Here is a 22373-nt window from a genome sequence, read left to right as displayed (position 1 = left end):
GTTTAATTCCTTTTAAATTCACTTAAGATAATTGCGGTTGCTGTAGCCACATTCAAGCTTTCTGTCTGCTGTAAATCGCCAAATCTTGGAATCGTAAGTCTATTTTTAACCGCTTTCTCAATCTGAGGCGAAATTCCGTTGGCTTCATTGCCCATGATGATGATCCCTTCTTTTGGAAGTGTGGATTTATAAATATTCTCACCGTCCATAAAAGTACCAAAAACAGGCAGCTGGGTTTCGTTTATGAATTTTTCAAGGTTTACATAATTCACATTCACTCGTGCGATAGAACCCATAGTAGCTTGAACCACTTTAGGATTATAAATATCTGCCGTCTCTTCCGAACAAACCAATTCTGTAATGCCAAACCAATCACACAATCGTATTATCGTCCCTAAATTCCCAGGATCTCGGATGTCATCCAAAGCTACAATCAATCCAGATGGATTTATACTTTTGGATTCCGGTTGCTTGAAAACGGCAAGGCAATCATTCGGAGTGGTCAGGGCGCTTATTTTTTTTAACTCAGTTTCCGAAATAGTGAGTATCTTTTTAGGGCCAATGCCAGGGAAAACAGCAGCAGTAGAAAACAAATATTCCAGAGAAAAATTAGAATGGATCAATTCTTGAATCACTTTTTTCCCTTCGGCAAAAAATAATTTATGTTCCTTCCTGAATTTTTTTTGCTGTAAGCTCGTTATTAGTTTTATTTGGTTTTTACTAACCATAAAAAATGTATTTTTGAATTAAATATGCCGCGACACTTGAAAAAGATAAGTACAAAAATATCACTATTATTTCTAATAGGAATTATATTGACTGCCTGCAACACTGTAAAAAGAGTTCCAGAAGGAAAAAGGCTTTTAAAAAAGAATGAAATCATCGTAAACGATGGGATAACAAAAGATGAGGCCATCGGCAATCTTCTGTATCAAAAGCCCAATAGTACCATCTTGGGATATAATTTGCGATTGAATTTATATAATCTTGCAAAGCAAAATCCAGATTCTTCTTTCAAGGCAAAAATGGCAGCCAATCCAAAAAAATATGAAAGGCTGTCTAAATTACTTTCTAAAAAGCAGGTAGAACGTCTGGGAAAATCTTTTTTCTACTCGGGTATCCACAATTTCCTTAAAAGAACCGGAGAGCCTCCTGTTATCATCGACGAAGCAAGAGCAAAAAAATCGACGGCAAGATTACGTGCCTATTATTTCAACAATGGATTTTTTAACGTAAAAACTTCATATAAGATCGATACGCTTCCTAATAAAAAAGGACAGATACAATATACCGTAATTACAGGAAAGCCTTATATCATCGACTCGTTATCAAGACAGATTGCAACACCAGCATTGGATTCTTTGTATGAAAAAAACAAAAACAAGTCTTTAATCATTCCAGGAGAACAATTCCGATCTGTAAATTTCGAAGCAGAACGTGAGCGAATTACAACCAACTTCAGAAATAACGGAGCCTATTATTTTCAGCCAACAAACATTAATTTTATCTGTGATTCGATTGACACTAACCATAAGACGAATGTCAATTTAAAGATAACAGACAGAAGCGTCAGAGTTGGAGATACGACAGTTGTAAAACCTTTCAAGCTCTATAAAATAAGCGAAGTAAATATTTTTACCGACAGCCCTTCAAGCAGCAACAAGGTGAAAGTAGCAGATAGCGCTACCTATAATAATTTCAACATTTACAGCAAAGACAAACTTCGCTACCGTCCAAAAGCTTTGACCGATGCTATTTTTATTTCTAAAGGAAGCAATTATGCTGATTTCAGGAGAACAGCAACATCAAGATCTTTGAACAACCTTCGAGTTTTCAACTATCCGAATATCCAGTTTGTGGAAGATTCCACAGACGTCAACGAGTCATCCTTGATTGCCAACATCTACTTGACTCCGAGAAAGAAATTTAGCTTTGGCGCTTCTGCCGATGTCACCCACTCTAACATCCAAAATTTTGGTATTTCGGGAAGCATGACAGGAACCTTTCGAAATCTTTTCCGTGGTGCTGAAACCTTGGAACTTTCTCTTAGGGGAAATATTGGTTCTTCAACAGATTTGGGAATCGCCAATCCCAATAACGTATTTTTCAATTTATCAGAATATGGTGCTGATATAAAGCTGAATGTACCTCGCTTTTTTTCGCCATTCAATACCGACAAAATCATTGCTAAGAATATGATTCCGAACACGATTTTCAGCGTCGGATTTGCAAAACAGCAGAATATCGGTCTGGACAAAGAAAATCTGACCGCCTCTATGTATTACACCTGGACTCCGAAAAGAAATACGACTTCACGTTTTGACTTATTCAATATCCAATATGTAAAAAACATCAACAAGGCGAATTATTTCAATGTATACCGTTCGTCCTATGGAAGGTTAAATCAATTGGCAAATGATTATTCAGGCCAGGTTGACCCTGACTATTTCAGCAACGGAAACTTAATTATTGAGTCGGGAACAAATGGCTTCCTCCAAGATGTAATCGGCCCTAATCCTACAATTACAACAACACCAGAAGATTTAAGAGTTATTGAAAGTATTTCTGAAAGAAAAGAAAGGCTGACAGAAAACAACCTGATTTTTGCTTCCAGCTATACTTTTACAAAAAATACAAAAACGGATCTTCTAGACAATAATTTTTGGATTTTCAAGACAAAAATCGAATCTGCTGGTAACTTTTTGGGACTGCTTTCGGATCTCGCAAACCAGCCAAAAAATTCACTTGGCAACAAAACTATTCTCGAAATTGAATATTCCCAATACATTAAAGGAGAACTCGATTTCATAAAACATTGGGATTTATCGAGCAACAGAGTCTTGGCCATGAGAGCTTTTATGGGTATCGCCATACCTTATGGTAATTCAGACAATATTCCTTTTTCGCGAAGTTATTTTGCAGGTGGTTCTAACGACAATAGAGCTTGGCAATCCTACGGATTAGGTCCAGGAAGCAGCGGCAGCATCAATGATTTTAACGAAGCCAACTTAAAACTTTTATACAGCGTCGAGCTTCGATTTAAGATGTTAGGCAAATTAAACGGTGCCATTTTTGGAGATGTAGGCAACATCTGGAACGTCCTAGACAATGTCAAAGATCCTAAATCAACCTTTACGGGAATACGCTCTCTAGAAAACATTGCTGTAGGTTCTGGATTTGGATTCCGATATGATTTTAACTTCTTCGTGATTCGTCTGGACATAGGCTTTAAGACCTATGATCCTGCTAAAGAAGTCGGAGATCGATGGTTCAAAGATTACAATTTAGGACACTCCGTATTAAATATTGGAATTAATTACCCATTCTAATTTCAGAAATTATTATTTTTGTAGTCTTTAACTATAAACAAAAAACACAATGGCTCATAATATAAAACCAGGCGTTGCAACGGGCGATCAAGTTCAGGAAATTTTTAACTATGCAAAAGAAAAAGGATTTGCATTGCCAGCAGTAAACGTAACCGGGTCAAGCACAATCAATGGCGTTCTAGAAACGGCGGCAAAATTAAAAGCTCCAGTTATCATTCAGTTCTCAAACGGCGGTGCTATCTATAACGCTGGAAAAGGTTTATCTAACGAAAATGAGAAAGCGGCAATTGCAGGAGCTATCGCTGGCGCAAAACACATACATACTTTAGCAGAAGCTTATGGAGCGACTGTTATCCTTCATACCGACCATTGTGCAAAAAAATTATTACCTTGGATTGACGGACTTCTAGATGCTTCTGAAAAACATTTCGCAGAAACCGGGAAATCTCTTTTCAGCTCGCACATGATCGACTTATCTGAAGAGCCGATCGAAGAAAACATCGAGATCTGCAAAGAATACTTAAAAAGAATGAGCAAAATTGGAATGACTCTCGAAATCGAGCTTGGAATTACAGGCGGAGAAGAAGACGGGGTAGACAATTCTGATGTTGACAGCTCAAAATTATACACACAGCCAGAAGAAGTCGCTTTTGCGTATGAAGAACTTCTAAAAATCAGCCCGCGTTTTACAATTGCTGCGGCTTTCGGAAACGTACACGGCGTATACAAGCCAGGAAACGTTAAGCTTACGCCGAAAATCCTTAAAAATTCCCAAGACTTTGTACAAAACAAATTCAATACCGGACACAATCCTGTTGATTTCGTTTTCCACGGAGGTTCTGGATCGACGTTAGAAGAAATTAGAGAAGCAATCGGATACGGAGTCATTAAAATGAATATCGATACCGACTTGCAATTTGCTTTCACAGAAGGAATCAGAGATTATATCGTTAAAAACATCGATTACCTTAAAACACAAATCGGAAACCCAGAAGGCCCTGAAGCGCCGAACAAAAAATACTATGATCCAAGAAAATGGATGCGTGAAGGAGAGGTTACTTTCAACACAAGATTAGAGCAGGCTTTCAAAGACCTGAACAACGTAAATACATTATAAATTCAAAATTGCAAATTACGAATTGCGTTACCGCCTAATTCATAATTTATAATTCATAATTAAAAAATATTATGGCTTGGTTTAAAAGAACAGAAAAAGGAATCACAACCGCTACAGAAGACAAAAAAGATGTTCCAAAAGGACTTTGGTATAAGTCTCCGACAGGAAAAATCGTTGATGCAGATGAGCTAGCAAGAAATTTATACGTGAGCCCAGAAGATGGTTTCCACGTTAGAATCGGAAGCAAGGAATACTTTGAAATCTTGTTCGACAATAACGAATTCAAGGAATTGGATGCCAAGATGACTTCAAAAGATCCGCTTCACTTCGTGGATACTAAAAAATATTCTGATCGATTAAAAGATGCAATGGACAAGACCAAATTGAAAGATGCGGTAAGGACAGCTGTAGGAAAATCAAAAGGAAAAGATTTGGTAGTATGCTGTATGGATTTTGCCTTCATTGGAGGTTCTATGGGTGCTGTTGTTGGAGAAAAAATCGCAAGAGGAATCGACCATTCTATCAAAAATAACATTCCTTTCGTCATGATTTCAAAATCAGGAGGAGCAAGGATGATGGAAGCTGCTTATTCATTAATGCAGTTGGCAAAAACTTCGGCTAAATTAGCACAATTGGCTGAAGCTAAAATTCCATATATCTCCTTATGTACCGATCCAACGACAGGTGGAACAACGGCTTCATACGCTATGTTAGGCGACGTGAATATTTCTGAACCAGGAGCATTAATTGGATTCGCAGGACCTCGCGTTGTTAAAGACACCACTGGAAAAGATTTACCAGAAGGTTTCCAAACCGCAGAGTTCGTCTTAGAACATGGATTTTTGGATTTTATCACTCCAAGGAAAGAATTAAAAAACAAAATTAATTTATATCTGGATCTGATCTTAAACAATCCCATCCGATAAAAAATAAAAAATCCCGATGCTTATCGGGATTTTTTTATATCAAAATATTTCATTCTTACATTCCTGTTCGAATCGCTTCAACAGGATCCAATCGAGAAGCAGAAATAGCCGGCAGGATTCCTGATATGAGTCCGATAAAAGCCGCTAAGCTCGTGCCTAACACAATATTCCCAAAGCCCAAGACAAACTCAAATTCGAGCATGCTTGTCAGGGCAGCAGCGATTCCCCACACCAGAAGCAATCCAATCAAGCCGCCGATAAGGCATAAGATTATTGCTTCAAATAAAAATTGCAATAAAATAAATCTATTTTTAGCGCCAAGTGATTTTTGAATTCCGATTAAATTGGTACGTTCTTTTACAGACACAAACATAATGTTGGCAACACCGAATCCTCCAACTAAAAGAGAGAAAAAGCTTATCGCCCAACCTATTAGGTTCATTGTTCCGACAATTCCGTCAATCAAATCTGTAAATCCAGATAAAACGTCTATAAAAAAATTATCGTCTTGTCCTACTTTCAAGCCTCGCTTGTTGCGTAATTTCTGAATGATTTCACCTTTAAATGCATCAATATCAATTCCCGCATCAGGTTTGATGACGATAATTGGCGTCATGGAATCATTATGATCTCCAAATTTATTTCTCAAGAAATTGACCGGAATAAATGCCGAAGTATCATTGCTTTCACCAAACATTCCCTGGCCTTGTTTTTCTAAAACACCAATAACCGTGAAGCGTTGTCCGTACAACCTGAGTTTCTTGCCAATCGGATCTGTATTTCCAAACAAACTGTTGGCAATTTCATACCCTATGATAACAACCGCAGTTCCTGAATTTGACTCCGATTCATTAAAAAAACGTCCTTCTTTAATTTTTTGAGGCTGTATTTCAACAAACTCATAAGTAGCAGGCACGACGTTTACATCGCTGACGACCTTTGTTTCGTATTTGATAATCTCGCGTTTGGTAAATAACTGATACGTAGACTTATCCATTCCATTTACTGAATTTTTCAGGTATTGGAATTCATCGTAAGTAACATCAGGATATTGCTCTCTTTTCCAACGCGGCACTTCTGAAGGTCCAAAAGAAAAACGTTTCAGATACATCGTATTTTTATCAAGCGTACTCATATCGCTCTTAATCTTCCTATCCAAAGAATCAACGGCTGTCAACACAGCAATAATGGAGAAAATTCCAATGGTTACGCCAAGAAGCGAAAGAATGGTACGCAATTTATTATTACGCAAGGCATTCAAGGCAAAGCCAAAACTTTCTCGCAGCAAGCGCAAATAAACAACCATAGAGCAGAATTTGTGTTCCCGTAAAATTCAGTAATTTTAATACAATTTCCTAAAAAACTTCCAGATTTATTTAGAAAGAGGAAAACTTCAAAAAACTAAGCTTATCTCTTGCAAAATATTTTGCTACAATCTTATTTGACAGCAAAATCAGCAGCTAAAAATGCCTAAACTCACACTCTAAATAAATCTTGAAAAAAACCTAAAAAACATGGCTTTATTGTTTTACAGTTAAAGTTACAATAACTACTTTTGCACCTTTAAACACAACTACACAATGAGTACTTCAAAAACTATCAAATCGGCCTTAATTTCAGTCTTTTCAAAAGACGGATTGGAGCCAATCGTGAGAAAATTACACGAGCAAAACGTAACTTTTTATTCTACTGGAGGAACAGAAGATTTCATCAAGGCTTTAGGAATTCCTGTAGTTCCTGTTGAAGACGTAACTTCCTATCCGTCAATCCTTGGAGGAAGAGTAAAAACTTTGCATCCAAAAATTTTCGGTGGCATCTTAAACCGTCAAGATCACGAAGGCGATGTTCAGCAGATGGAAGAATTCGAGATTCCGCAGATTGATTTGGTAATTGTTGACTTGTATCCGTTTGAAAAAACAGTTGCTTCAGGAGCATCCGAAGCTGATATTATCGAAAAAATCGATATTGGCGGTATTTCTTTGATCCGTGCTGCTGCAAAAAATTTCAAAGACACGGTGATTGTGGCTTCTGTAGATCAATATGCCGATTTCTTAGAATTGATTACAAAACAAAATGGCGAATTGACATTAGAAGACCGAAAGCTTTTTGCAACCAAAGCCTTCCATGTTTCGTCTCATTATGACACAGCTATTTTTAATTATTTCAATACCGACGACACTTTTTACAAAGAAAGCGTGCCAAACGGACAGGTTTTACGTTATGGCGAAAACCCACACCAAAAAGGATTCTTCTTTGGAGATTTTGACGCTATGTTTAAAAAACTTCACGGAAAAGAATTGTCATACAACAATCTTTTGGATGTCGACGCAGCAGTTAACTTGATATTAGAATTCAAAAACAATGAGCCTACTTTTGCTATCTTAAAGCACAATAATGCTTGCGGACTGGCTACAAGAAGCACCATGAGAGAGGCATATCTAGATGCTTTGGCTGGTGACCCGACTTCTGCTTTTGGAGGTGTTTTAATTGCTAACGGAAAAATTGATGCAGACACGGCAAGAGAAATCAACCAGCTTTTCTGCGAGGTTGTAATCGCTCCAAGCTACGACGAGTCTGCTATCGAAATACTTTCTGAAAAGAAAAACAGGATTATTTTAGTACAAAATGAAGTGGAGTTACCTCAAAAACAAGTTCGTACTTGTTTGAATGGATTATTGGTTCAAGATAAAAACAATGTGACGGACAATAAAGAACACTTAAAGACCGTTACTACAACTCCCCCATCTTCAGAGGAAATTGAAGATTTGTTATTTGCATCAAAAATCTGCAAGAACACAAAGTCGAATACAATTGTATTTGCAAAAAACAGACAGCTTATCGCATCAGGAACCGGACAGACGTCTCGCGTAGATGCTTTAAAACAAGCTATAGAAAAAGCGAACAGTTTTAATTTTGATTTGAAAGGTGCCGTAATGGCAAGTGATGCTTTTTTCCCATTCCCAGATTGTGTGGAAATCGCTCATCATGCCGGAATTACTGCCGTAATTCAGCCAGGAGGTTCAATAAAAGATGAATTGAGTATCAATTACTGCAACGAAAATAAAGTTGCAATGGTATTTACAGGAACTCGTCATTTCAAACATTAATTTACGTAACTTTGCATGTTAAAATTTTATAAACATTTTTAAACCCTAAAACTACTTATGGGATTTTTTGATTTCATGACTGAGGATATCGCGATAGACCTTGGTACCGCTAACACCCTGATTATTCACAACGACAAAGTTGTGATTGACAGTCCATCAATTGTAGCTCGCGACAGAGTATCCGGCAAGATCATTGCTGTTGGTAAGGAAGCGAGCATGATGCAAGGTAAAACCCATGAAAACATAAAGACGATAAGGCCACTGAAAGACGGGGTAATTGCTGATTTTGACGCATCCGAAAAGATGATCAGCATGTTTATAAAAAGCATTCCTGCTTTAAAGAAAAGATTGTTTACACCAGCTTTGAGAATGGTCATCTGTATTCCGTCTGGAATTACAGAAGTGGAGATGAGAGCGGTAAAAGAATCCGCAGAACGCGTTAACGGGAAAGAAGTCTATTTGATCCATGAACCAATGGCTGCTGCTATCGGTATTGGAGTTGACATCATGCAACCAAAAGGAAATATGATTGTAGATATCGGTGGTGGAACTACCGAAATTGCAGTTATTGCTCTTGGAGGAATTGTCTGCGATAAATCAGTCAAAATTGCAGGTGATGTTTTCACAAATGACATCGTTTATTATATGAGAACGCAGCATAACCTTTTCGTTGGAGAAAGTACTGCTGAAAAAATAAAAATTGAAATCGGTGCCGCGATTGAAGACTTAGAAAGTCCACCAGACGACATGTCGGTTCAAGGTCGAGATTTGTTGACCGGAAAACCGAAACAAGTCGAAGTTTCTTTCAGAGAAATAGCAAAAGCCTTAGACAAGTCCATCCAAAGAATTGAAGATGCTGTAATGGAAACTTTATCTCAAACTCCTCCAGAATTAGCAGCCGATATTTACAATACAGGGATTTATCTAGCAGGAGGAGGTTCGATGCTGAGAGGATTAGACAAACGAATTTCACAAAAAACTGACCTGCCGGTTTATATTGCCGAAGATCCTTTGAGAGCTGTAGTTCGAGGAACGGGAATGGCACTTAAAAACATACCAAAATTCAGAAGCATATTAATAAAATAACAGCATAGTTCATGCAGCAAATATTTAATTTTATATTTAAAAACAGCAACAAGTTGCTGTTTTTGCTGCTTTTGGGCATTTCGTTAGTGCTTACGATTCAGTCCCACTCCTACCACCGAAGCAAAGCTGTGACCTCTGCCAATTTTATTAGTGGTGGTGTCTATGAAAGAATTCATAACGTTCAAGAATATCTGAATTTAAAAACCCAGAACGAACAACTTGCAAAAGAGAATGCTATTCTTAAAAAAATGCTTTTCAATGCAAAAGATTCAACTGGAATTGTAGTCAGAGATAGCTTGAAAGGTTATGGAAAAATCAATATCATCCAAGCAAAGGTTACCAAAAATTCCTATAACGTAAAAGAAAATTACCTGACATTAGATGCTGGAAGCAAAGCCGGTATTAAACCTGATATGGGCGTTGTCAATAGCCTTGGGATTATCGGAATCGTTGAACATACTTCAAAGAACTACGCTACCGTAATCAGCATCCTGAATATCAAATCAGAAATCAATGCCCGCATAAAAAAATCCAACCATTTTGGTACTTTACGCTGGGATGGAAAAAGCACGGGCTTTGTCCAGCTGATTGACGTACCTAGATTAGCAAATGTTCGAAAAGGAGATACGATTGTTACAGGAAACGAATCTGTGACCTTTCCACCAAATATAAATATCGGTGTAATCGACAAAATTTATACCGACAAGGAAACGAATTATTTTACATTGAACGTAAGATTATTCAACGACATGACCAATCTTGGCCACGTATATGTCCTTGAAAACTATGAGCGAAAAGAAATTGAGGAATTAGAGGCTAAAACGGAAGCAGAAAATGAATAGCACCTTATTATTAAATATCGCTCGATTTGTACTTTTGCTTGCCGCACAGGTATTGATTTTTAATGAAATCGATTTCTGGGGCTATGTAAATCCGTATCCTTACATCTTGTTTATCATTCTTTATCCTGTAAATGGTAATAGATCCGGACTGCTTTTAGCCAGCTTTCTTTTAGGAATTATAATGGACATGTTTTGTGATTCTGGAGGGGTACATGCCACGGCCTGTGTTATCTTGGCTCACGTAAGACCAACTTTTTTCAAATTTTCTTTTGGAGTAAGTTATGAATACCAAACCGTAAAAATCAATGATAAGCTGACTCCGGAACGATTTTCATTCCTCTTGATTTCAGTATTCACACATCATATCATATTGTTCTTACTCGAAATATTCAAGTTGAGTTTTATATTCAACATTTTGCTAAGAACACTTTTCAGCTCGATTTTCACCCTCATACTTTGTATCGTAATTATCTATATATTTAAGCCTAACACCAAAAGATGAGAAAAATTCTTCTTCCCTCTTTAATAATTGTGTCTGCAATTTTAATTGTGGCCAGGCTTTTTTATCTTCAAATTATCGACGACTCTTTCATCAAAAAGTCTGACAATAACGCCATCAAGATAAAATACGATTATCCTGAACGCGGTTATATGTTTGACCGAAATGGCGTGCTTTTGGTTGCCAACCAGCCATCGTATGATGTCATGGTTATTCCAAAAGACGTTAAGGAAATCGATGTTCCAGAATTTTGCAAGCTTTTAAAAATTACAGAAGAAGAATATAGAACCAAAATAGAAAAGGCGACAGTCTATAGTCCGAGGCTTCCTTCTGTATTCTTACCTCAACTGAACAAAAAAGAATACGCTGGCTTTCAAGAAAAAATCAGGAAATATCAAGGATTTTATATCCAAAAACGTTCGCTCAGGGACTATCAGGTCAATGCCGCTGCCAATGTTTTCGGGTATATCGCACAAGTAAACGATGCCATTATCAAAAAAAATCCTTACTACAAAAGCGGTGACTTGATTGGAAAACAAGGCGTTGAAGAAGTATACGAAGAATTCCTTCGCGGAACCAAAGGCGTAAAGTATATCCAAAAAGACCGTTTTAACAGGGATATCGGTTCTTACAAAGAAGGCATTTACGACACGATTGCCATTCAAGGTGAAGATGTGACGCTTTCTTTGGATATCGAACTGCAGAAATATGGCGAAGCTTTGATGATCAACAAACGAGGTGGTATTGTTGCGCTGGAGCCAAAAACTGGCGAAATCTTGGCACTAGTATCTGCTCCGTCTTATGATCCGGCTATTTTGGTAGGAAGAGACCGTTCAAAAAATTATACCAAACTAAGTAAAGATACCTTGGCAATGCCCTTGTTTGACAGAGGGCTTTTGGCAGAATACCCTCCTGGTTCGCCATTTAAAATCATGACAGGACTGATTGGCCTTCAGGAAGAAGTTATCGACGAAAACACTACTTTTCATTGCAGTCATGGTTTTTCGTATGGTCGCGGTGCTTTTATGAAATGCCACGATTCTGGAGACAATAATCTTCATACAGGAATCGCGCATTCTTGCAATACCTATTTTGCCAACGTATTCAAGAGAACGATCGATAAATATCCGAAGCCTGGCTACGGAGTTGATGCCTGGAGCAATCACTTGAAAAGTTTCGGATTAGGAAATTTTATGGGCTACGATCTTCCGGCAGGAAGAAAAGGACACATTCCAGATTCAAGGTATTATACAAGATGGTATCCGAATGGTGGCTGGAGAAGCACAACTATTATTTCAAATTCAATCGGCCAAGGCGAAGTTTCGACAACGCCAATCCAATTAGCAAATATGATGGCGGCTGTTGCAAATGAAGGTTATTATTATACGCCTCATATCATCAAAAAAATAAAAAGCCATACAATTGATAAAAAATATACAACGAAACATGTTACTACAGTTGACAAGCAGTATTTTAAGCCTGTAATTGAAGGTCTTTTCGGAGTATATAACGAAGGAACTGCACGATCGCTTAAAGTCGAAGGAATCGATATTTGTGGTAAGACTGGAACGGCAGAAAACTTTACAAAAATTAATGGCGTGCGAACACAATTGCAGGATCACTCCATCTTTGTTGCTTTTGCACCAAAGGACAATCCAAAAATAGCAATTGCCGTTTTTATTGAAAATGGATATTGGGGTGCTCGTTGGGCTGGACCAATTGCCAGCTTAATGATCGAGAAATATCTTCGAGGCAAAATTACCCGAACAGATTTGGAAAAAAGAATGTTAGAAGGAAGCCTACAAAGCGAATACGCGAAAGTAACGAGCGGACAGCCATTCAAAATAAATCAATGATATTATGAAAAACCAAAGCGTAACAAATAATATCGACTGGATTACAATTCTCCTATTTATCATTTTGGTAATAATGGGCTGGCTGAATATTTATTCTGCTTCTCTGCCTCTTGAAGAAACTTCAATTTTTGACATCGATCAGATTTACGGAAAACAGATTCTTTTTATCTGCCTCACGATTCCACTGGTTTTAGTAGTGCTTACGGTTGATGCCAAGATTTATGAAAAGTATGCCTTCGTCTTTTATATTATCGGCCTAGTATCCTTGCTAGGGCTCTTCGTGTTTGGAAAGACCATCAAAGGACAGACCAATTGGTACAGCATTGGTGGCTTTACTTTGCAACCTTCTGAATTCGTCAAAACCTCAACAGCGCTGCTTTTAGCAAAATATCTGAGTGACGTCCAAGTCAACTTAAAGAATTTCAATGACCAACTAAAGGCTTTTGTAATCATGGGGGTCCCATTGTTGCTGATTCTAGTACATGATACAGGAACTGCAATGATTTTTGTGGCCTTGATTTTTGTTCTATATCGCGAAGGATTGCCTTCTTGGTATTTATGGACTGGCTTTTCTGCCATTCTCTTGTTTTTTATGGCATTGCTTATTGAACCACATTTTGTGTTGATTATAGCATTCGCCATTATTTCGATTCAGTTTTTGCTATCGAAAAGAATTAATCGAAACCCTATTGCTTCAGCCGTGATTTTTGTCCTAATCGCTGGATTTACGTATTCTGTAGACTTCGTCTATGACAATGTCCTAGAAGCCCATCAGAAAGATAGGATTAATGTATTATTTGGAGAGAATGTCGATTTAAAAAACGAAGGATATAACTTGAATCAATCCATGATTGCGATTGGTTCGGGCGGTTGGTTCGGAAAAGGCTTTCTCGAAGGCACACAAACCAAAGGAGGCTTCGTTCCTGAACAGCATACCGATTACATCTTTACGACAGTTGGTGAAGAATGGGGCTTTGTAGGAGCCATTGTAGTTATTGCCTTATTCATATCGCTTTTCCTTCGGATTATTTATCTAGCAGAAAACCAAAAGACCAAATTCAGCCGAGTTTATGGCTATTGCGTTGCTACATTCTTGTTTGCCCACTTTATTGTAAATATCTCAATGCTTATCCGACTCTTCCCAACAATAGGGGTACCGCTTCCTTTCTTTTCGTATGGAGGCTCGAGTCTTTTTGCCTTCAGCATACTGTTATTCATCTTTATCAAGATGGATGCCAACAAAGTGAATGAATGGTAGGCTTTTAAAAGCTCCAAGCTTTATAGTCGCCGCTTTTTTCTAATTTGTCTTCTACAGAATCCGGCAAAATAGGAAAGAAGTCAATGCCTGTCTTTTTTTCAATTTCATCAACGGGAACTACAAATTCGTATAACGGCTTCTGGCTGTTTTCGTGTGGCACTAAAAAGCCAATCATTCTGTAATGGCTATTATCAACATCCAACAATACTTTATAAAAATAATTGGGCACGGCTACTTTTTCATTTCCGATTGTTTTTAGTCCACCGGATAAGATACCACCCGTTACGACATAAATACCGTCATATTTGTCTGCCCAATACCGTACCTTTTGTTCCAACCTATTCCATACACCTGCATTGAAATCTTTTTTCTGCGGAGAAATATTCGAAGTATAAAAAGTATCTTCAAAAGCTTGTTTGGAAAATTTCATATCGCCTGCCGGACAGAGATGTCCTTTATCATAACCTGATTTTCTATAATTTTTCCAATCGGCAGAACCCGTTTTTACTTTAGGATCTTTAACAAAATAAGGTCTTTTAAAATCACCACCTCTGCTAGCTGAAACCTTGGCTTCATAAAAAACCCATTCTGCCTGCTCATATTTTTCATTGTAAGATAGGACATAATTTTCATGAGTAACGAGCTGATGAGTTGTAGATGTCGGAAGGTATTTTTCGACCGCATTTTGAACATCCTTATAAATTGAATCTTTTTTAATTTCAGAAACAGCAACATCGGCAGGCTTTTTTTCTATTATTTCTTTAGATTTATTCTTACTGAAGAAATAGGTAATTATAACACCTATTGATAATACAAGATACAGTATGGCTTTTTTACTCATTTCTAATAAAATGTTATAATATTTAAAAAATGGAATGTTATTTGTTATAATTATTTTTATTAACATTAAATTATTCCATAACTAAATTACAATTAATTATGAAAGCCAAAATTATTTTAACCTCAATTTTTTTCGCAGGGATTAATGCAGTATCCGCACAACAAAACAAAGAAGTCTCGACGCTAACAAACGATTCCATATCCATTGTCACTTCCGTACAATCAGTCCAAACACAGAAACTATTGGAAGAAAAAGCTAAAGCCGAAAAAAAAGCTCTTAAAGATGCCGAGAAAAAAGCAGCAGAATTCAAAAAAGAGCAACGCAAGCTCGAAAAGGCTCAAAAAGAAATGGACCGTGAGAAGAAAGCATTTGAAAAAAGACAAAGCAAAATTCTTTCTGCAGAAAAAAGTGTTTCTAAAGCAAAATCAAGGCTAGTGGATGAAAAAAAATCCTTAGAAAAGAATAAAGCAAAACTCAATAAAAAGAAAGCCAAAGGCAAACTCACAGCTATTGAAATTCAAGAAGAAAATATCAAGATTAGCAAACAGGAAGTCAAAATACAGGAACTTGAATTAAAAGTTCAAAACGAGGAAAGCAACTTAATTAAGGTGAGATCCTAAAAAACAAAAACCGCCAATTGGCGGTTTTTGTTATACTATATATTTTTAATGACAAACTCACTTCGGCGGTTCAACTCATGTTGTTCTTCACTGCACGATTCTTCTGGCACACATTTTACAATTTGTACGGTTTCACCATAACCGCGAGAAGATATCCTGCTCGCAGGAATTCCTTGCTCAATAAAATATTCTCTGGTTGACGCCGCTCTTTTATCAGACAAATCGAGATTGTATTTGTTATTGCCACGGACATCTGTATGAGAGCCAATTTCAACCACCATGTCCGGATATTTTTTCATAAGGCCGATTACCTTGTTCAAAATCGGTTTTGATTCTTTACGGATATACCATAAATCGTAATCAAAATAGATAGGCTCTGTTTTGATGAGCAATCTGTCTTTGTCTCTTACCACATCTTTTTCGTCTGCTAAAAGTTTTTCAACTCGTTTCTTTTTTTCGGTTTCAGCTATTTGTTTTTCCTTTACTTTTTTAGCTTCTTCCTCTTTTTTCTGCTGTTGCACTGCCTCTTCTTGTTCTTGTTTGATAACAGCCAATGATTTTAAAGGCATTGAGGCATCATTATTTTTATTTCTTTCTTTTAATAGCTTTAGGCTTCTAAAATTATCGGTGTATTTTTCTTTAGAAGCCAGAATCGTATAGCTGGTTTCACAAGCCGCTTCAAAGACAAATTTTCCGTCTGCAGCAGTACTTCTTCTTTCAACTTCTTTTTTATTTGAATCCTGCATGATGACTAAGACCTCTGCCAATGGAAGCTTTGTAATTTCATCCGTGATAATTCCGGAAATGAGCTGCTTGCAGTCTTCAATTATCAATGGCTTGGTTTCATTAAATTGGTAAATATCGTCGTTACCCTTTCCTTCTAGCCTGTTTGAAGAAAAATAGCCTTCTTTTGTTTCGGGGTCAATGGTAAAGGCAAAATCATCATACCCAGAATTGACTGGAAATCCAATATTTACTGCCTTTGAAAATTCGCCATTTTTGCTTTCCGCTACAAATACGTCTAAAGATCCAAAACCCAAATGTCCGTTAGATGAAAAGTAAAGTTTTCCATCTTTTGCAACGAACGGAAACTGTTCTTTATGTTTCGTGTTTATATTTGGCCCGAGATTTTTCGGCGTGCCAAAACTTCCTTCGTTTATAGCTACAGAAAAAATATCGAAAGAGCCTAAGTTTCCGGGCATATCAGAAGCAAAATAAAGTGTCTTCTCATCGGGGCTCAAGGCAGGGTGCTCTGTAGAAAAATCATCACTGTTGAAAGGCAATGCTTTTATATTTTTCCACTCGCCATTTTCAAAATCAGCACTGAAAATCTGAAGGTGTGAAACTTTTTTCTTGTCCTTGCCTTTTTTTCCGTTGTTGAAGTTATTTCTGGTGAAATACATCTTTTTGCCATCTTTTGTAAAAACAGCATTTGATTCGTGCATTTTCGTATTTACTGAACTGGAAAAATCAATCGCAATGGAATCGCCTTTTTTGACACTCTCAATCGGAATGCTAAATAAATCCAAGTAATTTTCGTTATTCCATTTGTAGACTTTGCTGTCTTTTTTAGGGGAAGCATAAATTAAGTCTGTTCCTCTTTTTATGGCTCCAAAATCAGAATATTGAGTATTAATTGCCAAGTTTTTGATTTCAAATCGATTTCCTAATGCCGCAATATTTTCTAAAACGGCAACTTGCTTATCAAATTCTGCAACCTCAGCATCCCTGCTTCTTAAAAGAGCATTTGCTTCATCATAATTTCCAACCGCTTTTAAGGCATGGACGTATCTAAAATAAAACTCTTCGTCTACCATTTTTTCATGATTCTTAAGCAGAAAACGATACCATTTTTCGGCATTTTTGAGGTCGTTGGTATAATAATAAGAGTCTGCCAGATTCTTGACAATATCATAAGTGCGCTCGTCTTTGATTATATTTTCATATAGCGGAATGGCCTCGCTATAGAAAGTTCTTTCGAAATAAGCGTTTGCTCGTTTCAAATCTTGCGACTGTGCATTGCTATTCTGAATGCAGAGAATGATAGCGAGTATAAGTAATAGTCTTTTCATACGTTGCATTTTAGAAGAATCTTGGGGATTTGTCATAGCCTTTTTTCATAAAGTTGATATCAAACAGCAAAAACACTTCATGGGTTCCTGAATTGAAATCTCCTAAATTGGTTACGGTATAATCATAAGCATAGCCAACCCGTAGGCTTGGCGTGACATTGATATTAAACAAGCCGCTGACAGCATCATCCAGTCGATAGGAAAGTCCGAATTCGAATTTGTCGTACAGTAAAACATTCGCTGAAACATCAACAACTCCCGGAGCACCTTTTACGCCTTTTGCCATAAATGACGGCTTTAATTTCAAATTTGGATTTATCTGAAAAACATAGCCTCCTGTAAAGAAAACATGAACATTTTCGGAACCGAACCTATTGATTCCCTGTTTTTCTTCCAGGTGTTTGGTTGCTAAAAGATTTGGTGCAGACAAGCCTATGTAATATTTATCTGTAAAATAAAAAGCTCCCGCGCCTAGGTTTGGAAAAACACTATTGATATTTTGATCGAAGGCAGGATCTGTGCTATTTGAGCCGCTTTCCAGTACAAAACCATTAAAATTAGTCTCGAAGATAGTTACTCCGGCTTTTAATCCAAACGAAAGTCTGTGCTTGTCATTCAACTGCAGGACATAAGCAAAATCGCCAAAAATGTTGTTTTCTTTTTTAGCGCCATCTCCAATATCGTCAGAAATAAAGGAAAGACCCAATTCTACATTCTTGCTGGCGGGAGCATGGGCAAAAAAGGTAAATGTTTTTGGTGCTCCGACTGCTCCGACCCACTGCGTTCTGTATAGTCCTCCTAGATTTAGGACTTCGGGCGTTGCAGTTGCATACGCGGGATTCACCACGCTCATATTGTACATATAATGAGTATACTGCGGATCTTGCTGTGCTGTTACTTTATTTAAAAAGCTTATAAGAAATATAAGGAGTAGTATTTTTTTCATCTGGTTCAGATTATTGATGAGTATATTATCGATTTAAATAAAGTCGTCCTTGTTGTGGAGGCTTATTATCCTTATTGAAATTAACAATATAGAAATAGACTCCATTTGGAGCAACGCCATCAATTATTGCTGACTGACTACTTCTTCCATCCCAATCGGGGGTATCTCGATTTCCCTTATACATGACATTGCCGTAACGGTTGTAGATTTCTAAGGTAAAATTTGGGAACAAAAATTCGATATTCGGAATATTAAACGTGTCGTTTGTTCCGTCTCCATTAGGCGAAAACCCATCGGGAATCATCAATTCGTATTCTTCTCCATCGCAATCTGATAATGAAACTGTGACAGCCAAGGCATTTTCTGAAACACAGCCTGAAGCTGTTGAGGAATCAAATCCGTAATAAGTCATTCCGTCTTGTAATGCTTGCGAATTTGGAAGCTGGTTGCCGTTCTGCAACGCATCAAACCAAAGTATCGTTCCTGAGCCGTTTACATTGGCGGCCAAATCAGAAAGAGTCGGTGCTGGGGAGTCCAATCCGCAGAAATTTTCTCCTCCCGCATCCAATGTTGGTGCTGGAATATCGTTTATTGTAACTACGGCCAGCGCTTTCTGGGAAACACATCCAAAAGAAGAAATTACAGCAACATAATAATTTCCTGATGTCAAAACAGTCGTACTGCTCAATGGCGATGTTCCGTTTTCTGCATACCAAGCATATTGTGGTCCGTTAGGAAGAAGGCTTGCTACTGTAGCATTTTCATTGATACAGAATTCCCTATTGCTCGTAGTTGGAGTTTCTGGAAGCTTGTAGATGACAAAGCTATCGACAATAGACAAATTTGAAACGCCACAGGTCGTTTCGGTGTTGATTATTTCAGAAACTGTAAAAGTTGTCGTTCCCGTATTCAAAACCAGGTTACTTGGTATGGTAAAGCTTCCTGTTCCGCTTACCACAGAAAAAACCGCAGTTCCTGTAGCAATATTGGCTCCGCTTAAAGAATACGTTATTTGGACGCTGGACAGGTTTACAAATCCAGAAAGAGTAGCAATGACAGGCTGGTTTTCGCAAACATCATTGATGACAACCCTGACATTTGCAACGTCTGGTTTTGGCAATATCAAAAATCCTTGAGATAAAGAAGCTGTATTTTCACAAAGCGTCTGAAGATTTATAATATGAGTTATGATAATTGTAGTGTTGCCTTGGGCTGGAAGCAGGTTAGACGGAATAATAAAAGTGCCTATTCCTCCAACGACGGTCATGATGACTTGCTGTGCTGTAGCCGAATTGCTTCCGTTTAGGTTATATGTAATGCGATAAGTTCCATCTGCTAAGTTTGTATTTCCTGAAAGCTGTACTTCGACATCGGAATCTTCGCAGGCATTGTCTATCGTCAAAGTACCTGCATTAATTTTAGGCAATGGATATACATTCAAAATATCTGAAATGTCCCCTATGATATGGTCACAGGCATTATAACCTGTAGTTTCATGGATATTTACGATACTGACAGTATAGGCGCCTACAAGCGGAAAGGAGATAGCCGGAATTGGAAATGTCACAACACCATCAATAAATCGTACCAATATCGTATTTCCTGAAGGAATCGGACCGGTAATTTGGTACTGCAGATTGTAACTTCCGTCAGGTATGTCTTCTGCCCCTTGTGTTAGCGTTGCCACAAAAGTTGCTCTTCCTATCTCATCCTCGCAGATATCTGATGCTACTACTAATGTCGAGCCTGTGAAATCTAGCTGTTCTTCTATGATTATTCTTACCGTTGAAGATTTAGGATTGCAGACCGGATGCGAAGGCTGTACTGTGTAAGTAAATCCGTATTCTCCCGGGCCAAAGGTATTATAGATATTTTGGACATTGATAAAAGTATCTTGCGGGCCAGATAGTTCTGATGTTCCTGATTCAGACCATTTCCCACCTGGATCTTGTCCGAAAATATAGTCTAGCAGATTGAGATTGGTATAAGGAGACATATCATCAGAATCACACAGAATCAAATCTGATGTTTCACCGGGCTCTGGAGCTGGATGTACCGTTACGTCAACTGTTGCTGAAACGGCAGGGCAGGATCCGATAGCTGGCATCGTATAGGTAAAAGAAAAAGTTCCTAATCCGGAAACCGTTGCATCTAGAAGATGATTTCTTAAGGCACCGCTTCCGCTGTTATCGGTCCAAAAGCCATTTAATTGCGGATTGGGAAAATTTCCTAAGAATTGAAATAAGTTTACGCTGCTGTTATCATCACAAGCAGAAGCATTTGGATTGTCAACTCCCGCATAGCCTCCGATAGTCACTGTAACTGTAGCGACATTATCAGCGCAAGAAGCGTCGTTTACAGTATATATAAAAACATAGGTGTCACTTTCATTAACGCCCCAAACGTTAAGAATTCCTGTCGAAGTATTTAGCCCTCCTGATTGCTGGATATCAGTCCAAGTACCGCCTGCTGTAGGAGTACCGCCAAGAAGATTAAAAAGATTAATGCTTTGAGTGGACGTATCTGGAATATTGCAAATCGTTATAGAAGCATCTTCTCCGGCACATTGAGCATTAATAGAATTATAGGAAAAAAAGAAAAAAAGAAAAAGCAGGAGTCGAAAAAATCTAGCCTTTAGGGGAAGGCAACTATTTTTCAGGTTCATATTGTTAAGTTTAGGTGTAGTAAAAATATATTATTTTTTTTCACTAGACCCAAATAACATTAAAAAAACGTTAAAATGCAGGCATGGTAATCAATTCTTAACATCCAGCGCATCTCGAAGTGCATTTCCCATCATCATAAAAGCTAATGTAAGCAGCATTATAGCGGTTCCTGGAACCATGGCTAAATAAGGCTTATCTAAAATGATATCGCCATAATAATCTTTTATCATTCCTCCCCAGCTTGGAACAGGGGGTTGCGCCCCAAGTCCTAAAAAGCTGAGTCCGCTTTCTACTAGGATCGCCGAAGCAAAATTAGCCGCAGAAATAACAATAACCGGCGCTATGATATTTGGAAGAATATGATGGACTATTATTCTCAAATTATTATATCCTAGTGCTTTTGCAGCAGTAACATATTGCATTTCTTTTACAGAAATAATCTGGCCTCGAACAACTCTGGCTACTTCTACCCACATCGTAAGGCCAACGGCTACAAAAACCTGCCAGAAGCCTTTCCCAAGACTTAAAGTGATTGCTATAACAAGCAACAATGTGGGAATTGACCATATAATATTGACCAACCACATGACAAACGCGTCTACTTTTCCTCCATAATAGCCGCCAATGGCGCCAAAAAATAGGCCGACAACAAGTGAGATGAATACGGCTACGAATCCGATAGAAATTGAAACTCTTGATCCTACAAGCATACGGCTTAGGTAATCCCTTCCGGCTTTGTCGGTTCCTAAATAAAATTTTTGAGTTTTTATATATTCCTTTGAGACGTCTTCTAGATTAGTATATCCTGGAAAATCTTTTAGAGTTGTTTCTTTTTGTATGATGACTTTTGGATCGTCATTATATAGCGTATAAACAATCTTATCCTTTTCTATGATAAAGCTAGAAATTGGTTCTTTTGAAAATTTTTGTTCGTGTCCGAAAAAATAATCCCAAAAACCAGACTGTATCTTTTCTTTTAGGGGAATGGAAAGCATCTTGACTTCAAAGCCAGGTTTTTTTGAGCGGATTGTCAGGTCGCCCCAATTGGCATTTTCGGAATTATCTGGCGCCAAGACATAAGCAAATATCGAAAAGAGCATCAGCAGTAGAATAAATCCAAAACTGAAAACGCCCCAGAAATTCTTTTTGAACTTCTGGAGCGCTATTCTTGATAATGATTGTGTGGATCTACTCATTAAAATATCCTT

17 protein-coding genes are annotated in these 22373 nt (G+C 37.7%); 10 read left to right on the top strand and 7 right to left on the bottom strand.

All coding sequences use genetic code 11. The features are described from left to right. Positions 1-2: 2 nt before the first annotated feature. On the bottom strand, positions 3-728 hold the full coding sequence (locus GGR22_RS09510) for a TrmH family RNA methyltransferase (RefSeq protein WP_182493424.1): 726 nt from the start codon (positions 726-728) through the stop codon (positions 3-5). Between the two features lie 36 nt (positions 729-764). On the opposite strand from GGR22_RS09510, the gene tamL reads away from it, so the two are divergent. The 3 genes from tamL (at position 765) to accD (ending at position 5372) form a co-directional block, all read left to right on the top strand. Next, a complete protein-coding gene (gene tamL, locus GGR22_RS09505; protein ID WP_182493423.1) occupies positions 765-3329 on the top strand; it encodes a translocation and assembly module lipoprotein TamL in 2565 nt (854 codons plus the stop codon). A 49-nt stretch (positions 3330-3378) separates the two neighbouring features. After that, positions 3379-4446 carry a class II fructose-bisphosphate aldolase gene (gene fbaA / locus GGR22_RS09500; protein WP_121376089.1) on the top strand — a complete coding sequence of 356 codons (1068 nt, stop codon included), beginning with the start codon at positions 3379-3381 and terminating at the stop codon, positions 4444-4446. A 71-nt stretch (positions 4447-4517) separates the two neighbouring features. After that, positions 4518-5372, top strand: a complete 855-nt coding sequence (gene accD / locus GGR22_RS09495; protein ID WP_121376088.1) for an acetyl-CoA carboxylase, carboxyltransferase subunit beta — start codon at positions 4518-4520, stop codon at positions 5370-5372. A 55-nt stretch (positions 5373-5427) separates the two neighbouring features. On the opposite strand, the gene GGR22_RS09490 is transcribed toward accD, so the two are convergent. After that, complete coding sequence (locus GGR22_RS09490) at positions 5428-6678, bottom strand: ABC transporter permease (RefSeq protein WP_182493422.1); 1251 nt, start codon at positions 6676-6678, stop codon at positions 5428-5430. 274 nt (positions 6679-6952) lie between these two features. Here GGR22_RS09490 and purH point away from each other — a divergent pair, with 274 nt between their 5' ends. The 6 genes from purH to rodA are packed head-to-tail and all read left to right on the top strand — an operon-like array spanning position 6953 to position 14020. Beyond that, positions 6953-8479 carry a bifunctional phosphoribosylaminoimidazolecarboxamide formyltransferase/IMP cyclohydrolase gene (gene purH, locus GGR22_RS09485; RefSeq protein WP_182493421.1) on the top strand — a complete coding sequence of 509 codons (1527 nt, stop codon included), beginning with the start codon at positions 6953-6955 and terminating at the stop codon, positions 8477-8479. A gap of 57 nt (positions 8480-8536) precedes the next feature. Beyond that, the gene (locus GGR22_RS09480) at positions 8537-9565 is read left to right on the top strand and encodes a rod shape-determining protein (protein WP_056072239.1); all 1029 of its coding nucleotides are present in this window, start codon (positions 8537-8539) and stop codon (positions 9563-9565) included. An 11-nt stretch (positions 9566-9576) separates the two neighbouring features. Further along, the gene (mreC, locus tag GGR22_RS09475) at positions 9577-10407 is read left to right on the top strand and encodes a rod shape-determining protein MreC (protein WP_121376085.1); all 831 of its coding nucleotides are present in this window, start codon (positions 9577-9579) and stop codon (positions 10405-10407) included. After that, on the top strand, positions 10400-10909 hold the full coding sequence (locus GGR22_RS09470; protein ID WP_182493420.1) for a rod shape-determining protein MreD: 510 nt from the start codon (positions 10400-10402) through the stop codon (positions 10907-10909). Before mreC ends, GGR22_RS09470 begins: the two co-directional genes overlap by 8 nt. Then, entirely contained in the window at positions 10906-12762 is a 1857-nt protein-coding gene (mrdA, locus tag GGR22_RS09465) for a penicillin-binding protein 2 (RefSeq protein ID WP_121376083.1), read from the top strand. The genes GGR22_RS09470 and mrdA overlap by 4 nt, the downstream gene beginning before the upstream one ends. A 4-nt stretch (positions 12763-12766) precedes the next feature. Continuing rightward, complete coding sequence (gene rodA, locus GGR22_RS09460; RefSeq protein WP_121376082.1) at positions 12767-14020, top strand: rod shape-determining protein RodA; 1254 nt, start codon at positions 12767-12769, stop codon at positions 14018-14020. A gap of 4 nt (positions 14021-14024) precedes the next feature. Here rodA and GGR22_RS09455 read toward each other — a convergent pair whose 3' ends face one another. Further along, positions 14025-14861, bottom strand: coding sequence for a DNA/RNA non-specific endonuclease (locus GGR22_RS09455; RefSeq protein WP_182493419.1), 837 nt, complete (start codon positions 14859-14861; stop codon positions 14025-14027). A 98-nt stretch (positions 14862-14959) separates the two neighbouring features. On the opposite strand from GGR22_RS09455, the gene GGR22_RS09450 reads away from it, so the two are divergent. Next, the gene (locus GGR22_RS09450; RefSeq protein ID WP_182493418.1) at positions 14960-15481 is read left to right on the top strand and encodes a hypothetical protein; all 522 of its coding nucleotides are present in this window, start codon (positions 14960-14962) and stop codon (positions 15479-15481) included. A 35-nt stretch (positions 15482-15516) separates the two neighbouring features. Here the strand turns inward: GGR22_RS09450 and GGR22_RS09445 are convergent, their stop codons facing one another. From GGR22_RS09445 to GGR22_RS09430, 4 genes are all read right to left on the bottom strand, one after another. Next, positions 15517-17553: an OmpA family protein gene (locus GGR22_RS09445; protein ID WP_182493417.1), complete on the bottom strand. Its 2037-nt coding sequence runs from the start codon at positions 17551-17553 to the stop codon at positions 15517-15519. A 10-nt stretch (positions 17554-17563) separates the two neighbouring features. Continuing rightward, positions 17564-18499 carry a PorP/SprF family type IX secretion system membrane protein gene (locus GGR22_RS09440; protein WP_182493416.1) on the bottom strand — a complete coding sequence of 312 codons (936 nt, stop codon included), beginning with the start codon at positions 18497-18499 and terminating at the stop codon, positions 17564-17566. A 25-nt stretch (positions 18500-18524) separates the two neighbouring features. Further along, the gene (locus tag GGR22_RS09435) at positions 18525-21164 is read right to left on the bottom strand and encodes a gliding motility-associated C-terminal domain-containing protein (protein WP_182493415.1); all 2640 of its coding nucleotides are present in this window, start codon (positions 21162-21164) and stop codon (positions 18525-18527) included. Between the two features lie 90 nt (positions 21165-21254). Beyond that, a complete protein-coding gene (locus GGR22_RS09430) occupies positions 21255-22361 on the bottom strand; it encodes an ABC transporter permease (protein ID WP_182493414.1) in 1107 nt (368 codons plus the stop codon). Between the last annotated feature and the right edge of the window lie 12 nt (positions 22362-22373).

The sequence above is a fragment of the Flavobacterium gossypii genome (assembly GCF_014138495.1).
GTDB classification, from domain to species: Bacteria; Bacteroidota; Bacteroidia; order Flavobacteriales; family Flavobacteriaceae; genus Flavobacterium; species Flavobacterium endophyticum.
Note: the sequence above shows the minus strand (reverse complement) of the source record. Positions and strands in the feature narration are given on the sequence as shown.